Source organism: Bradyrhizobium sp. 18BD (genome assembly GCF_054185225.1).
Genome location: NZ_JAVAYL010000008.1, coordinates 44,978 through 60,041 on the forward strand (window position 1 = coordinate 44,978; position 15,064 = coordinate 60,041).

The 15,064-nt window shown below is 65.1% G+C and carries 14 protein-coding genes; 5 read left to right on the forward strand and 9 right to left on the reverse strand.

The features are described 5' to 3' along the window. Position 1 precedes the first annotated feature (1 nt). Positions 2–1,081 (reverse strand): ABC transporter ATP-binding protein, encoded by a 1,080-nt coding sequence (locus RAD16_RS16150; protein ID WP_458158877.1) that lies wholly within the window; start codon positions 1,079–1,081, stop codon positions 2–4. A 213-nt stretch (positions 1,082–1,294) separates the two neighbouring features. On the opposite strand from RAD16_RS16150, the gene RAD16_RS16155 reads away from it, so the two are divergent. Continuing rightward, entirely contained in the window at positions 1,295–2,233 is a 939-nt protein-coding gene (locus RAD16_RS16155) for a LysR family transcriptional regulator (RefSeq protein ID WP_458158878.1), read from the forward strand. 46 nt (positions 2,234–2,279) lie between these two features. On the opposite strand, the gene RAD16_RS16160 is transcribed toward RAD16_RS16155, so the two are convergent. From RAD16_RS16160 to RAD16_RS16190, 7 genes are all read right to left on the reverse strand, one after another. Then, on the reverse strand, positions 2,280–3,200 hold the full coding sequence (locus tag RAD16_RS16160) for a lipase family protein (protein WP_458158879.1): 921 nt from the start codon (positions 3,198–3,200) through the stop codon (positions 2,280–2,282). Between the two features lie 261 nt (positions 3,201–3,461). Further along, the gene (gene uxuA / locus RAD16_RS16165; RefSeq protein WP_458158880.1) at positions 3,462–4,652 is read right to left on the reverse strand and encodes a mannonate dehydratase; all 1,191 of its coding nucleotides are present in this window, start codon (positions 4,650–4,652) and stop codon (positions 3,462–3,464) included. A 70-nt stretch (positions 4,653–4,722) separates the two neighbouring features. Next, the gene (locus RAD16_RS16170; RefSeq protein WP_326904021.1) at positions 4,723–5,772 is read right to left on the reverse strand and encodes an L-idonate 5-dehydrogenase; all 1,050 of its coding nucleotides are present in this window, start codon (positions 5,770–5,772) and stop codon (positions 4,723–4,725) included. Beyond that, positions 5,769–7,175, reverse strand: a complete 1,407-nt coding sequence (locus RAD16_RS16175; RefSeq protein WP_458158881.1) for a TRAP transporter large permease — start codon at positions 7,173–7,175, stop codon at positions 5,769–5,771. The genes RAD16_RS16170 and RAD16_RS16175 overlap by 4 nt, the downstream gene beginning before the upstream one ends. Before the next feature lie 4 nt (positions 7,176–7,179). Further along, entirely contained in the window at positions 7,180–7,758 is a 579-nt protein-coding gene (locus tag RAD16_RS16180) for a TRAP transporter small permease (RefSeq protein ID WP_458158882.1), read from the reverse strand. Between the two features lie 135 nt (positions 7,759–7,893). Continuing rightward, complete coding sequence (locus tag RAD16_RS16185) at positions 7,894–8,853, reverse strand: sialic acid TRAP transporter substrate-binding protein SiaP (protein WP_458159136.1); 960 nt, start codon at positions 8,851–8,853, stop codon at positions 7,894–7,896. Between the two features lie 90 nt (positions 8,854–8,943). Continuing rightward, positions 8,944–9,741, reverse strand: a complete 798-nt coding sequence (locus RAD16_RS16190; RefSeq protein ID WP_458158883.1) for a FadR/GntR family transcriptional regulator — start codon at positions 9,739–9,741, stop codon at positions 8,944–8,946. A 144-nt stretch (positions 9,742–9,885) separates the two neighbouring features. On the opposite strand from RAD16_RS16190, the gene RAD16_RS16195 reads away from it, so the two are divergent. Together RAD16_RS16195 and RAD16_RS16200 are read left to right on the forward strand one after the other, a co-directional pair. Beyond that, positions 9,886–11,370, forward strand: coding sequence for a mannitol dehydrogenase family protein (locus RAD16_RS16195; RefSeq protein WP_458158884.1), 1,485 nt, complete (start codon positions 9,886–9,888; stop codon positions 11,368–11,370). 98 nt (positions 11,371–11,468) lie between these two features. Further along, on the forward strand, positions 11,469–11,876 hold the full coding sequence (locus RAD16_RS16200) for a nuclear transport factor 2 family protein (RefSeq protein ID WP_458158885.1): 408 nt from the start codon (positions 11,469–11,471) through the stop codon (positions 11,874–11,876). Positions 11,877–11,900: 24 nt separating this feature from the next. On the opposite strand, the gene RAD16_RS16205 is transcribed toward RAD16_RS16200, so the two are convergent. Continuing rightward, positions 11,901–12,650, reverse strand: a complete 750-nt coding sequence (locus tag RAD16_RS16205) for an HAD family hydrolase (RefSeq protein ID WP_458158887.1) — start codon at positions 12,648–12,650, stop codon at positions 11,901–11,903. Positions 12,651–12,796: 146 nt separating this feature from the next. On the opposite strand from RAD16_RS16205, the gene RAD16_RS16210 reads away from it, so the two are divergent. Next, positions 12,797–13,645 (forward strand): SDR family oxidoreductase, encoded by an 849-nt coding sequence (locus RAD16_RS16210; RefSeq protein WP_458158888.1) that lies wholly within the window; start codon positions 12,797–12,799, stop codon positions 13,643–13,645. 113 nt (positions 13,646–13,758) lie between these two features. Then, the gene (locus RAD16_RS16215) at positions 13,759–15,027 is read left to right on the forward strand and encodes a serine hydrolase domain-containing protein (RefSeq protein WP_458158889.1); all 1,269 of its coding nucleotides are present in this window, start codon (positions 13,759–13,761) and stop codon (positions 15,025–15,027) included. The last annotated feature ends 37 nt before the right edge of the window (positions 15,028–15,064 follow it).

Below are 15,064 nucleotides of genomic sequence, written 5' to 3' on the forward strand. Positions count from 1 at the left end.
TTCAGTCCACCCGGGGCACGACGATGGTGTCCGCGGGATGAAGGGTGACGGTGAGGCTGCCGCCGAGCGGCGGGATGCGGCTATAGGCCTGGTGGAAAGCCGGCTGGCGCAGGCTGAGCGCGATGCCGTCGGTCAGCGCCAGGAAGATGCGCAGGCTTTCTCCCTGATAGACGATATCGGTGACCGTCCCGGTCAGGCGATTGCAGGCGGCATCCTGCGCGCCGTCGTCGATCAGCAGCTTTTCGCTGTGCACCGCGAGCATCAGCGCATCGCGTGAGGGAATGGCGCGGGCGCTGCGCAGCAGCGCATTGCCGAGCGCGACGCTGGAGGCATCGACACGGCGGACGGGGAGCATCGTCGCCTCGCCGATGAAGCTCGCGACGAAGGAATCGGCGGGATGGTCGTGCAGCCGCTCGGGCTCATCGATCTGGATCAACCGGCCATCCTTCATCACCGCGACCCGGTCGCTCATGGTCAGCGCCTCGCGCTGGTCATGAGTGACGTAGATGATGGTGGCGCCGATCCGCCGGTGCAGCGCGCGCAGCTCGATCTGCATGGATTCGCGCAGCTGCTTGTCGAGCGCGGACAGCGGCTCATCCATCAGGATCAGCCGCGGTTCGAAGATCATGGCGCGCGCGAGCGCAACGCGCTGGCGCTGGCCGCCGGAGAGCTGCGCAATGCCGCGCTCTTCATAACCGGCAAGGCCGACCATCGAAAGCGCCGCGCGCACCTTGTCGGGCCAGCCTGATTTCGGCAGGCGACGCGCGCGCAACGGAAAGGCGACGTTCTCGCCGACGCTCATATGCGGGAACAGCGCGTAGTTCTGGAACACGACGCCGATGTCGCGCTTGTGCGGCGGCATGTAGGTGACGTCGCGGCCGCCGAACAGAATTGTGCCTGAGGTCGGCAGGATGAAGCCGCCCAAGATGCCGAGCAGCGTGGTCTTGCCGGAGCCGGAGGGACCAAGCAGCGAGACGAATTCACCGGCGCCGACATTGAGGGAGACGTCGTCGAGGGCGCGAACGGCGCCATAGGCCTTGCTGGCCGATTTGATCTCGACGCTTTCCGCTCGTTTGTCCAACGATCGACCTCGCCTGGTTCCCCTGCAATGGCGTGCCTCACTGCGCGCCATAAGCCTGCTTTATAGACAGGGCTTTGAAGCGTTCAGAGGCGCGACGTGCGCTGCACCAAATCTTCTCTCGCAGGCCCTGTGTTTAGGCTGTCATGCCAATGACACCAGACTTGGCAAAATCCGGCAATTGCCAAATTCTTACCGCGCCCATAACATGGCGTTATGCCTGAGCTACGCCGGATGCTGCCCTCCAGCAACGCCCTGTTCGTCTTCGACGCAGCGGCGCGCAATGGCAGCTTCACGGCGGCAGCCGCCGAGCTGAACGTGACGCAGCCCGCGGTGAGCCGCATGCTCGGCCAGTTCGAGGAGCATCTCGGCGTGCGCCTGTTCGACCGCACCGCGGGCCGCGCGGTGCTCACCGAGGAAGGCGAGCTCCTGTATCGCCGCGTGCTCGAAGGCTTTCGCAGCATCGAGACCGGACTCACCGAGATCGAACGGCGGCGCAAAGGCACCGAGACGGTGACGCTATCCGTCTCTTCGGCCTTCACCACGCACTGGCTGATGCCGCGGATCGACAAGCTGCAGCGACAGTTTCCGCAGGTCGATCTGCGCTTCCAGCTCATCTCCGGCGCGCTGCGCGGGCCGGTCGAGAATGTCGATCTCGGCATGCGTTTTCGCGATCGTGACGAGCCCTCGTCCGGTGGCACGCTGGTGATGAGGGAGGTCATGCTGCCGATGTGCAGCCCGGGCTATCTCGGCGAGACCGATCCCGCCGAGGGTAACACCATCATCCGCCTCGCCGAGACACCGGGCGACTGGGCCGCGGATTACGCCTCGCTGCTCACCGGCCGCCGCGGCGCCGCCAAGGGCCTGAGCTTCACCGATTATGCGGTCGTGGTGCAGGCCGCCCTGCTCGGCCAGGGCATCGCGCTCGGCTGGCTGACGGTCGCCTCGCACTGGCTGCTCACCGGCGCGCTGGTGCCGGCCTCCGACAGGCTCACCACCACGCGCCGCATCTGCGAATTCCTGCCGCCGCGCAACCGCCCGATGCGCCCCATCGCCGCCGAGATCCGCGACTGGATCATCGCCCAGATGCACAGCGAGATCGCCGCGATCGACCGGCTCTATCCGAAGCTCGGCGCGATGGCGGCGTGTTACTAGAGCATGCGAAGTGGGTACCGGTTTGCGTCAAGTAAGCGCGTCAAAGCTAGAGTCTAGCCGGCGTCAGCGCAGCGCAGTAGCGGTCGGGCAGATGATCGCCGATCCCCGGCGGTACCAGCACGGAAGAGAGGACACCGATCAGGTCCGATCGCGTGTTCAGTGATCTTCCCTTGAAGAGACTGACGATCTGCGCGAGCAGACCGGCGTCCGCGCGCGGATCATTCGAGCCCAAACCGCCTGTCGGTCCGCCGGCGCTGAATCTCGCGGCCCGGTCGCATGCGAGATAGCGGCCGACATGCAGGAAATCGAGCTGCGGCGGCGGCACCGTCGGGACGATGTCGGTGCCGTTGACCAGACGGTAGGTCGTCCTGCCAAACGTCTCGTTATAAGACGTCACGAAATCGGCGCGGCCGGTGCGCGGGCAGCCGTATAGATAGATCTGCGCATCCTTCAGCTGAAGCTCGACGCGCGCGAAATCGGCGATGTTCACCGCGATCGCTGCGCCCAGGCTGTGCCCGGTGATGAAGATGGGGGATTTGTCGGCAAGCGCCGTGGTGATCGCCGCCTTGACGTCAGCCCAGACGGCCGCAGCCGCCTGGCGGAAACCCGTGTGCACCGGCGACGCCGGCTTGCCGAGCGTGAAGTTATTCAGCCAGTTCAGAAGGTGAACCGGGTCGGTGCCCGCAAAGGCGATGATCGTCGCCCTGCCCCGCCGCACGATGACGCCCCTCGTGTCCGTCAGCTCGGGCGTGGTGCTCACCGGCTGAATCAAAAGCTTAACGTCGGACAGAGTCCAGAGCGGCGCAACCTGCCTGATCGTATCGGGCACATGGGTCTCGTAAGCGAGCTGCGACATCCACATCATCGCGCGCGCGACGCCGAGATCGAAATCGGTGGCAGCTTCGTTGAATGCCGCGAAGGCGTTGCGGTCGTATTGACCGACAGGAAGTTCGACCAGCTTGCTCATGTTCAGCTCCCAAAAATAGTTTGCGGCTGCACTGCATGGATCGAAGTCGAATGGAACCAGCTTCGCATATGGCTGGACTTTTGACAATCTGTGCGGGTGGTGATGGGATATTCTCCCTCCACGTCATTGCGAGCGCAGCCAAGCAATCCAGAGTCTTTCCGCGGAGGGATTCTGGATTGCTTCGCTGCGCTCGCAATGACGATGTGGATAGACTTTCGATCGTAGTTTGGCCTCTCCCCTGCCCGAGGAGAGGCCAACCGATCACCGATGCTCGATCGCCCTGATCGCACCGCGCAGCTCGGCGAGCCCGCGCAGGCGGCCGATCGCGGTGTAGCCGGGATTGGTGCGCTTGGTGGCGGCGAGGTCGTCGAGCATGCGGTGACCGTGATCGGGACGGAACACGATCTGCTGGTCGGGCGCGCGCCGCGCGTTCTCCTTCAAGAGCGCCTTCAGCACCGCGACCATGTCGACGTCGCCGTCGAGATGATCGGACTCGTAGAACGTCAGGCCGTCGGCCTCGCGCTTGGTCGCGCGCAGATGCGCAAACGCGATGCGCGGGCCGAAGCGTTCGGCCATTTCAGGCAGATTGTTCTCCGCGCGCACGCCGAGCGAGCCCGTGCACAGGCAGATGCCGTTGGCCTTCGACGGCACCGCGTCGAACAGCGCCTGGTAGTCGTCGGCAGATGAAGCAATGCGCGGCAGGCCGAACAGCGGCCGCGGCGGATCGTCCGGATGCAGGGTCAGGGAGACGCCGAGCTGCTCGGCGACCGGCGTCACGCGCGCAAGGAACTCGGCCAGATGCTGCCGCAGGATCTTCGGCGTGATGTCGCGATAGGTCTCGAGCCGGTCGCGGAATTGCGGGATGGTCATCGGCTCGGTGGTCGAGCCCGGCAATGCGCTGGCGATCACCGTGACGAGATAGTCGATATCCGCCTGGCTCATCTTCTCGAACAGCGCTTTCGCGCGCGCCTGCTGCTCGGGCGAATATTCCTGCACGGCGGCAGGGCGCTTGAGGATGTGCAGTTCGAACGCCGCAAAGCGGTCCTGGTCGAAGCGCATCGCGCGGGCGCCGTTCGGAAGCTCCCACTCCAGATCGGTGCGACACCAGTCCACCACAGGCATGAAATTGTAGCAGATGACCTTGATGCCGGACGCCGCCACCGCCTCCATGCTCGCGATCCACGCCTCGACCGACTTCGTCGCCTTGCCGCCGAGCCGCTTGACGTCGTCGGGGATCGGAATCGACTCGACCACCGACCACGTCAGTTGCGAGCGGCCGGGCTGGCCGTTCTCGATGAAGTTCTTGCGCTCCTCGACCGCCTTGCGCGTCCAGGCCTCGCCGATCGGCACCTGATGCAGCGCCGAGACGATATCGCTCGCCCCGGCCTGCCTGACATCGTCGAGCGAGACCGGATCATCCGGCCCGTACCAGCGCCATCCTTCGAGCATCATATGATCACACCTAAAGCGTTTCGAGCGAAGTGGATACCGGTTCGCGTGAAGAAAACGCGTCAAACAAAAGTCAGTTCGCGGTCAGCACGACCTTGACGCTCTGCGAGCGGTCAAGCGCCAGCCGCAGCGCGTCGGGCGCGGTGGAGAGCGGCCGCTCGGCGGTGACCAGCGACAGCACGTCGACACTGCCGGACCCGATCAGTTCCACCGCAGTCATGAACTCGAAGCCGAAGCGGAACGAGCCGCGCAGGTCGATCTCCTTGGCCATCACCGCATTCGACGGTGTCGGAATCTGGCCGCCCGGCAGGTTGCCGATCTGCACCACGACACCGCCACGCCGCACGATCCCAATCGCGCTCGCGAGACCCGCGGCCGTACCCGAGACCTCGAAGGCGACGTCGTAGGGGCGCGACGCCGCCTGCGCCTTCAGTCCTTCCTCACCGCCCGAGACGTTCTCGACATGCGAAGCGCCGAGCCGGGTCGCGAAGGCCAGCGGCGCCGGTGCGATGTCGGCCACCGTGATGTCGGCCATGCCGGCGCGATGCGCGGCGAGCATCGTCAACAGGCCGATCGGGCCGGCACCGAAGATGATGCCGCGCTTGCCCTCGATGTTGCCGGCGCGCGCGACCGCGTGCAGGCAGACCGCAAGCGGCTCGGCGAGCGCCGCGGCCTGATAGGAGACGTGATCAGGGATTTTCACGCATTGCGCAGGGACCGCGTCGAAATAATTGGCAAAGCCGCCCTGCATGTGCGGCGTCTTCGACGCCGAGCCCATGAAGTAGATGTTCTCGCAGAGGTTCGGCCGGCCCTCGCGGCAGGCGACGCAATGGCCGCACCAGCGCGACGGGTTCACCGCGACCCGATCGCCAACCTTCAGGTTTGCCGCGGAGCCGGAGATCTCCACGACCTCGCCCGAGATCTCGTGGCCGAGCACCAGCGGTGACTTCACCACGAAATCGCCGGTGCGGGCATGACGGAAGTAATGCATGTCGGAGCCGCAGATGCCGCCCGCGCCGAAGCGGATGCGCACCATGCCGTCGGCGAGCTTGTCGAGCGGATGCTCGATCATGCGCAGATCTTCGGGCCCGAACAGGGTAGCGGCGAGAGCAACGGAGGTCATTTGGAGAGTCCCATATATTTAGGCAGCCAGAGGGTCAGTTCGGGAATGTAGGTGATCGCGATCAGCGCGAGCATCAGCGGCACCAGCCAGGGCAGGATCGCGACCGTCGTGCGCTCGACCGAGAGCTTGGCCACGCGGGCCAGCACGAACAGCACCATCCCGAGCGGCGGATGCAACAGGCCGATCATCAGGTTCAGCGTCATGATCAGACCGAAGTGGATCGGATCGATGCCGAGCTTGAGCACGATCGGCAGCAGGATCGGCACCAAAATGGTGATCGCCGCCGTGGTGTCGATGAAGCAGCCGACGAACAGGATCAGGACGTTGGCCAGCGCCAGGAACACCCATTTGTTGTGGGTGATGCTGAGCATCCAGTCCGACAGCATCTGGGCGGCCTGCGACACCGTCAGCAGCCAGGCGAAGATCGAGGCCGCGGTGACGATGAACAGCACCGAGGCCGTGGTCTCGATGGTGTCGAAGGTTGCCTTCGCCACCGTCTTCAAGGTCATGGTGCGGTAGCGCACGAGGCCGAGGAACAGCGACCAGATCACGGCGGCGACCGCGGCTTCCGTCGGCGTGAACCAGCCCAGCGTCATGCCGCCGATCAGGATCACCGGCGCCATCAGCGCCATCACCGCCGAGAAATCAAAGTACCAATCGATGATCAGCAGCGTGCCGAGACCGATGACGACGGCCATGTTGGTGGACATGCCGGCCATCACCATCAGCCAGATCGCAAGCGGGAACGCCAGCACGATGGCGATCTCGAGGCCGGCCGAACCGAGCTGCGGCCAGGAGAACGGGGTGTCGCTGCCCCATTTGTTCTTGTGCGCGAAATAGGTGACCGTCGCCATCATCAGCAGCGTCATGACGATGCCGGGAATGACACCGCCCAGAAACAGCGCGCCGATCGAGACGTTGGCCATCATGCCGTAGATCACGAACGGCAGCGACGGCGGGATGATGGGGCCGAGCGTTGCGGACGCCGCGGTGACGCCGACCGAGAACTCGGTGGAGTAGCCGTGGTCCTTCATCGCCTTGATCTCGATGGTGCCGAGGCCGGCCGCATCCGCGATCGCGGTGCCGGACATGCCGGAGAAGATCACCGAGCCGATGATGTTGACGTGGCCGAGACCGCCACGCATCCAGCCGACCAGCGCGACCGCGAACTTGTAGATGCGGCCGGTGACGCCGGCGATGTTCATGAGATTGCCGGCCAGGATGAAGAACGGCACGGCGAGCAGCGGAAAGCTCTCGACGCCGGCGATCATGCGCTGCGCCAGCGTGACGTCGGGCGTCACACCGCTGACCAGGATGTAGAGCAGCGACGACGCGGCCATGGCAATCGCCACGGGAACGCCGAGCAGCATCAGGATGAGGAAGCCTCCAAGCAACAGCAACATGGGATTACCCTTCAAAACCGTCGTAGGCGCCGGGACGTTCGAGGATCGAATAACCCTGTCGCAAATGTTGGATGGCCACCTGCACGGAGCGTGCGAACATCAGCACGAAGCCGGCCAGGACGGCGTAATAGACGTAGTCCTTGGGAAGATTGATCGTGGTCATGGATTCGTCGCCAATGATCTGGATGTAGACCCAGACCAGCTTGATGGCGTAGCCGAAGAACGCGATCCGGATCAGATCGATCACGGTGGACAGTGCGCGCGCCACGACGTGCGGCAGATAGCGATAGATCAGGTCGACCTGGATATGCCGCGACAGCCGCACGCACATCGAGGAGCCGATGAAGACCACGCCGATCAGGCAGTAGGTCGCGATCTCCTCGGTCCAGGCATAGCTGTCGTTGAGGACATAGCGGGTGAAGAACTGCAGGAAGACGGCGAGCGCCATCACCCAGAAGATCACCAGCGCCACCCAGTCCTCGAAAGCATAGACGCCGAGATCGACCTTCGGGGTCGCCTCCTCCTCGAAGGTATGGGCGATCTCGTCTCCGGTGATCTGCCGGTGCACTTCGACGGTCGACATGTGGTTACTCCCCAAACTGGCTCCGTCGTTCCGGGATGGTGCGTTGGCAGCAGACCCGGAACCTCGAGATTCTCAGGTGCGCAATGCGCACCGCAGTTCGGTCCAACGGACCGCCCCGGGATGACGACTACGTCGTCACTTCACCGCCTGGATGCGTTCCCAGTCGGCCTTGCGATAACCAAAGGTCTCGAACGGAACGTTCTTCAGCACGATGTCGCGGAATTCGTTCTTGTCAACCTCGGTCACGGTCAAGCCCTTTTCCTTGAAGAAGGAAACGAGCTTGGCCTCGTTCTGCTTGATCTCATCAGTCGCCTTGGCGGCGGCTTCCTGCGCAACGTCGGTGAAGATTTTCTTGTCTTCGTCGCTGAGCTTCTTCCACAGCGCGCCCGCCACCACCGTGTTGAGGTGGTCGACGATGTGGCCGGTCAGCACGATGTGCTTCTGCACCTCGTAGAACTTCTTGGCTTCGATCGTGGTCAGCGGGTTCTCCTGCGCCTCGACGGTGCCGTTCTGGAGCGCGAGATAGACCTCGGCGAAGGCGATCGGCGCGGTGTTGGCGCCGCAGGCGCGCGGCATCGCGAGATAGGCCGGCACGTCGGGCACGCGCATCTTCAGGCCCTTGAGGTCGGCGCAGCTCTTGATCGGCTTGTTCGACGAGGTCTGGCGCACGCCGTAATAGGTCACCGCGACGATGTGGTGGCCGCTCTTGTCCTCATAACCCTTGGCGAGCTCCTTGAAGATGTCGCTCTTGGTGTAGGCGAGCAGATGGTCGGAGTCGCGGAAGGTGTAGGGATAATAGGTCACGCCGATCGGCGGGAAGCTCTTGGCCGCGAAGCTCGAGCCGGAGATGATGATGTCGACCGAACCGAGCGAGAGGCCCTGGTTGATGTCGGCTTCCTTGCCAAGCTGCGAGGCCGGATAGACGTCGACCGTGTAGCGCCCGTTGGTGCGCTTGCCGATCTCCTGCGCGGCCCAGACCGAAGCGGTGTGAAACGGCTCCGAGGTCTCATAGACATGGGCCCATTTGAGCTTGGTCTGCGCCATGCCGGGGTTGGCCGCCGCGAGCATTGCCGCGACCGAAGTCGCCAGCACCATCGTCATTTTCTTCAACACTGACTTATCCTCCACTGACTAAAGTCTGCTTCTTGTTCACCCGCCTCCAAGATGGATGCGGGCCGCCCAATCTCATCGCCGCCGCGCACTGCCGCTCTTGGCCTGCTTCTTCGGCTTTGGTTTTGCCGGGGGGCGCACGGTGCGGCCTCGCCCGGCAGGCGCCGCCCCTGCGGCAGCCTCAGCACCGAAATTCTGCGCAAAGCGCTCCTGCGAGCGCGCCAGATGTTTTCGCATCGCCTCGCGGGCAGCGTCCGGATCATGCGCTACGATCGCATCGCGCACGGCGCGATGCTCGTCGAGCGCCGTACGCCAGGTGCCCGGGCTTTCGAAATAATGCGCAAGCTGCGCGAAATAGGGATTGAGGCGCTGGTCGAACAGCTCGCCGACCACGCGCACCAGCACAGCATTGCCGAGACTGCCGGCGATCGCGACGTGGAAGGCGCGGTCATGCACCATCGAGGCCTCGCCGGGATGTTCGACCTTCTCCATCGCGATAAGGGAGGCATCGATGCGGGCGACATCGTCCTTCGTCGCCACGCGCGCGGCCTGCTCGGCAATGGCGCTTTCCAGGAATTCGCGGGCGCGCAGCAGCTCGAACGGACCTTCGATGACGGCGGATGGCGCCGGCGCGACGTCGGCGGGCTCGGTTACATAAATGCCTGAACCGACGCGAATGCGAACGCGGCCCTCGACCTCGAGCGCGATCAGCGCCTCGCGCACTGTCGGACGCGAGATCCTGAGCTGCTCGGCGAGCTCGCGCTCGGTCGGCAAGCGGCTGCCGACCGCGTACTCGCCGCTGTCGATCAGGCTTCGCAATTGATCGGCGACCTGGCGATAAAGCCGTCTCGCCTCCACAGCTTCCAGCGGCACGCTGGCCTCCCCGAAAGGGTCGCGCGGGGTCGTCCCGAACCGCGGCCCGCCAATTTTTGGAAAATTGGTCTTACCAATTGACCGGAGCATTGACCGAGGACAGGCGCCATGTCAAGCAGCGGCCAAACACAGGGAGAGACGACCATGCGTCCGGGTTCAGAGCGTCTTGGCCGCGCCAATCTCGACCGGCTGCCAGCTAGCATCCGCCGCCCGGCCTATGACCGTTCGCGCGTTACGCCCGGCATCGTGCATTTGGGCCTCGGCGCGTTTCATCGCGCACACCAGGCCGTCGTCATCGATGATTGCCTTGCCGGCGGCAGCTCGTCCTGGGGCATTGTCGGCGCCAGCCTGCGCAGCCCGGATACCCGCGACGCCCTCGCCCCGCAGGATCATCTCTATACGGTCGCCGTGCGTGCCGCCGAAGGCACCGAGCATCGCGTGATCGGGGCGCTGCTCGACAGCGTCGTTGCGCGTGAGAAGCCGGCAGCGCTGGTCGAACGGATGGCCGATCCCGCCATCCGCATCGTCTCGCTCACCGTGACCGAGAAGGGCTATTGCCACACGCCGCAGACCGGCGATCTCGACGAGCGGCATCCTGACGTCGTGCACGACCTCAACAATCCCGATGCGCCGCGCTCGGCACCCGGCTTCATCGTGGCCGCGCTGGCGCGCCGGCGCGCACAGGGTCTGGCGCCCTTCACCGTGCTGTGCTGCGACAATCTCGCCGCCAACGGCCACACCGTGCAGCGCATCGTGACGCAGTTCGCCGCGCTCCGCTCCAAGGAGCTCGGCAAGTGGATCGCCGACAACGCCGCCTTCCCGTCGACCATGGTGGATCGCATCGTGCCGGAGACGACCGACGCTGACCGCGATGCGGTCGCTGCCGCGCTCGGCCTGCGCGATGCGTGGCCGGTCATGACCGAGCCGTTCACGCAATGGGTGATCGAGGACCGCTTTACGGCAGGCCGGCCCGATCTTGCGGCCGCGGGCGTCGAGCTCGTCACCGACGTCAAGCCGTTCGAGCTGATGAAGCTGCGCCTGCTCAACGCCAGCCATTCGGCGCTGGCCTATCTCGGCTATCTCGCGGGTTACGAGACCATCGCCGACACCATGCAGGATCCGCATTTCGCGCGCCTCGCCGCACAGGTGATGGAAGTGGCCGCCGTGACGCTGACGATGCCTGCGGGCACTGATCTTGCCGCCTATCGCGCCTCGCTGCTGAAGCGTTTTGCCAATCCGGCGCTGCATCACCGCACCTGGCAGATCGCGATGGACGGCTCGCAGAAGCTGCCACAGCGCCTGCTCGGCGCGATGCAGGATCGCCTGCATAAGGGCTTGCCGATCGCGACGCATGCGCTCGCGGTAGCGGGGTGGATGCGTTACGTGACCACGCGCGACGAGCAGGGACGCGCCATTGACGTGCGCGATCCCCTCGCCGCTGAGTTTGCCGCGCTGGCGCGCGAGGCGGGTCCCGTCGCCGAGAAGCTCGCGCCCGCATTGCTTGGCGTGGAAAAAGTGTTCGGACCGCTGGGCGCCGAGCCGCGCCTGCGCGAGGCCGTGACCTCCGCGCTCGGCCGTCTTTATAGGGACGGCGCGCGGCGGGCGGTGGAGACGCATGTTTCGGCGTGACCACAAAGCAGGCAATGCTGCACTGCGGTCGAAATCGAACGTGAAATCGATCGGAAGTCGCGCTTGATTTTTGCCGGTCCTTGCCGCACCCGAGAGGCATGGCAAAGGACAACAAGGTCATCGCCGCGAACGCGGCCTTCTACGCCGCCTTTTCGACCGGCGATGTCGACGGCATGGAGCGGATGTGGGCGGATGACGACGCCATTTCCTGCATCCATCCTGGCTGGCCGGCGATCATCGGCCGCGCCACCGTGATCGGAAGCTGGCGCGACATCCTGCAAAATCCGGAGCGGCCGCAGATCGTCTGCGCCGAGCCGCAGGCCATCGTCGACGGCGACAGCGCCCGGGTGCTCTGCATCGAGATCGTCGACGGCACCGCTTTGGCCGCCGCGAACCATTTTCGCCGTGTCGGCGACGGCTGGCGCCTGGTGCATCACCAGTCGAGCCCGATTGCGCAGATTGTCGAGCAAGCCGAGGACGATAGAACGAGTCACCGCGTCCACTGACAGCTAGCCTCACGCCGGCGTGATCTACTGTGCATGGGGTTGTTTTTCAGTTTTTTGTTTTGAGCCCCCGAGTTCCGACAAATCATCCAGCACGACCCGCGCCGCGGCGAAGTCGTCATCCCGGAAAAACATGCTGCGGGTGATCAGCACCGGAATGTTCGCCCGCGACGCCGCGATCAGCCCGTTGCCGGAATCTTCGATCGCGAGGCAGTCGGATCCGTCCAGCTTCAGCCGCGCCAGGATCTCGAGATAGACATCCGGCGCCGGCTTCTTGTGCCGGACGTCGTCGCCGGCGACGACCGCATCGAAATCGGCTGCCCAGCGCGGTCCCAGCGCCTGCGACAGCAACGCATCGATATTGCCGCGCGAGGTCGTGGTCGCGATGGCAAGCCGCTGGCCGCGCACCCGGGCGTCCGCCAATAGCTCGGCCACGCCCGGCCGCAACGGGCAGCAGCCGGTCGCGATCAGCTCGGCATAATGCGCGGTCTTGATGCTATGAAGCTCGGCGATATCGGCATCCGACAGCGGCGGCGCGATCCACCGCCTTGCGTGGTAGGCCCGCATGCGTTCCTTGCCGCCAGTCACGCGGAGCAGGTCCTTATAGGTGGCCCGGTCCCAGTGCCAGTCGAGACCGTGACGGGCGAAGGCATGGTTGAAGGCCCGCCGATGCCGCTCCTCGGTCTCGGCCAGGGTGCCGTCAACATCGAAGATCAGCGCGGCGGCGCGCCGGATCAGCTCGGCTGCATCCGCTGGAGCGATCGCTTCTGCCTGCATGGTCGATGCCTCCCGGTCACGATCGACCATCGCCCGGGGCGGGAAGCGAGTAAAATCGCAATATCTTTTGCCCGACCCAAAAATCTCTTATGAGCGAACGACGCGCCGCTGGCGCGAACGGGAACCTTGACCTGCACGGGAGACGCATGCGGCTCTTCATCCTCGGCCTCGGCTATAGTGCCCGGCACTTCGTCCGCACATTCGGCGGCAGCTTCTCCCATATCGCCGGCACCGTGCGCGATCCCGGACAGCACACCGACCTCGCAAACGTCGAGGTGCATGGCTTTGCCGGCAGCCATCCGGCACGCGAGACGGTCGCGCGCATCGGCGAGGCCGATGTCCTCCTCATCTCGATCCCGCCCGGCAGCACTGGCGATCCCGCACTCACCGCGTTCGGCGACGTGCTGGCAGCGGGCCGCCGCAAGGTCGTCTACCTCTCCACCATCGGCGTCTATGGCGATCACGCCGGCCGCTGGGTGGACGAGAGCACGCCGCCACAGGCCGTGTTCGAGCGCACGCGCCAGCGGATCGCGGCGGAGCAGGCCTGGACCGACGCGGCGCGCGGCGATGTCGCAATCCTGCGGCTCGCCGGCATCTACGGCCCCAGCCGCAATGCGCTGGTGACGCTGCGCGCGGGCACGGCCAGGCGCATCATCAAGCCGGGACAGGTCTTCAACCGCATCCACGCCGACGACATCGCAAGCGCGATCATGGCCGTGGTGAACCATCATGGCGGCGGCATCTGGAATGTCTGCGACGACGAGCCCACGCCGCCGCAGGATGTGATCGCCTATGCCGCAGAGCTGATGGGCGTTGCGCCGCCGGCCGAGGAGCCGTTCGAAAGCGCCGAGATGTCGGCGATGGCCCGCAGCTTCTATGCCAGCAGCGCCCGCGTCTCCAATGCGAAGCTGAAACGTGAGCTCGGCATCACACTGGCCCACCCGAGCTATCGCCATGGCCTCGATGCGTTGTGGCGCGCCGGTGAAGGGCGATGAGGTTCTGACGCCTCCCAGACATGCCGGGCCCGCGCTTGACTTTGCGCCGGTGCGGTCGTGATCTAGGCATTCAGCGAGCCACGTACAACGAGCTCGCTCCTTGGGAGGATCCAATGAACAAGACGATCGCCATGATCGCGGCGGCGGCTGCCGTCATCACGTTCGGCGCTGCACGCGCCGCACCACTGCCTGAAGTCAATCCCGACGACGCCGGTTTCTCGAAGCAGGGCCTTGCACGGCTCGACAGCTTCTTCGCCCGCGAGATCGCCGCCAAGCGCGTGCCCGGCGCGGTCGTCGCGGTGGCGCGGGACGGCAAGCTGGTGCACTACAAGGCCTACGGCATGCTCGATCCGGACAGGGGCACGCCGATGACGGTCGATGCGATCTTCGCGCTGGCCTCGATGACCAAACCGATGGCGGCGGTCGCAGGCCTGACGCTGATGGAAAAAGGCCAGCTGCCGCTTCAGGCGAAGCTCTCCGATTACTATCCCGGCTTTGCCGACATGAAGGTCGGCTCGGCGCAGGCCGATGGTTCGCTGAAGCTCGAGCCGCAGGCTTCGCCGATCTTCATCCATGATCTCTACCGGCATACATCCGGATTGATGTATGGCGGCCGTCCGGACAGCTCGAGCCCGGTGGCGCGGCTCTATCCGGACGGCGTCGCACCGGCGGTTGAAGGCGACACCCAGGCCTTCATCGAGCGCATGACGAAGCTTCCGCTGGCGCATCAGCCCTCGACCGAGTTCGAGTACGGCTTTTCGATCGATGTGCTCGGCGCCGTCGTCGAGAAGGTGAGCGAGCAGAAGCTCGGTGATTATCTCGCCGCCAATGTGTGGCAGCCGCTCGGCATGAAGGACGCGACCTTCCACCCGACCGACGCGCAACGCCCTCGCCTCGCCCGCCCGTTCGCCAATGATCCGCTGACGGGGAAGCCGCAGGCCATCAAGCTGCTCGACACCCCGACCAAGTTCGACTGCGGCGGCGCCTGCTCGTTCGCGACGATGGGCGACTATGTCCGCTTCGGGCAGATGCTGCTCAACGGCGGCGAGCTCGACGGCCAGCGCATTCTTTCGCCGAAGACCGTGCACCACATGACGACCAATCACCTCGGTCCCGAGATCAAGAACAACGTGGCGAACATCGAGCCGCATCGCGCCGGCTTCGGCTTTGGCCTCGCGGTCGCGGTCCGCACCGGCGAAGGCCTGTCGTCGGTTCCCGGCAATCCCGGCGAGTTCACCTGGAACGGCGCCTACGGCACGCAGTTCTTCTGCGATCCCAAGGAGCGTCTCGTCGTGGTGGTGGGAACGGCCGCGCCGGGCGAGCTGCGCAAATATTATCGCGAGCAGGTGCAGGACATCATCTATGGCGCGATGACGAAGTAAGATCAGCGCTGCCCCGATAGAGAAAGGGCGGCCACTC

Bases quoted from the DNA above. Each gene is read 5' to 3' on its own strand.
- RAD16_RS16155 (WP_458158878.1), top strand. From the start codon at position 1,295: ATGCCTGAGCTACGCCGGATGCTGCCCTCCAGCAACGCCCTGTTCGTC.
- RAD16_RS16160 (WP_458158879.1), bottom strand. From the start codon at position 3,200: ATGAGCAAGCTGGTCGAACTTCCTGTCGGTCAATACGACCGCAACGCC.
- uxuA (WP_458158880.1), bottom strand. From the start codon at position 4,652: ATGATGCTCGAAGGATGGCGCTGGTACGGGCCGGATGATCCGGTCTCG.
- RAD16_RS16170 (WP_326904021.1), bottom strand. From the start codon at position 5,772: ATGACCTCCGTTGCTCTCGCCGCTACCCTGTTCGGGCCCGAAGATCTG.
- RAD16_RS16175 (WP_458158881.1), bottom strand. From the start codon at position 7,175: ATGTTGCTGTTGCTTGGAGGCTTCCTCATCCTGATGCTGCTCGGCGTT.
- RAD16_RS16180 (WP_458158882.1), bottom strand. From the start codon at position 7,758: ATGTCGACCGTCGAAGTGCACCGGCAGATCACCGGAGACGAGATCGCC.
- RAD16_RS16185 (WP_458159136.1), bottom strand. From the start codon at position 8,853: ATGGTGCTGGCGACTTCGGTCGCGGCAATGCTCGCGGCGGCCAACCCC.
- RAD16_RS16195 (WP_458158884.1), top strand. From the start codon at position 9,886: ATGCGTCCGGGTTCAGAGCGTCTTGGCCGCGCCAATCTCGACCGGCTG.
- RAD16_RS16200 (WP_458158885.1), top strand. From the start codon at position 11,469: ATGGCAAAGGACAACAAGGTCATCGCCGCGAACGCGGCCTTCTACGCC.
- RAD16_RS16205 (WP_458158887.1), bottom strand. From the start codon at position 12,650: ATGCAGGCAGAAGCGATCGCTCCAGCGGATGCAGCCGAGCTGATCCGG.
- RAD16_RS16210 (WP_458158888.1), top strand. From the start codon at position 12,797: ATGCGGCTCTTCATCCTCGGCCTCGGCTATAGTGCCCGGCACTTCGTC.
- RAD16_RS16215 (WP_458158889.1), top strand. From the start codon at position 13,759: ATGAACAAGACGATCGCCATGATCGCGGCGGCGGCTGCCGTCATCACG.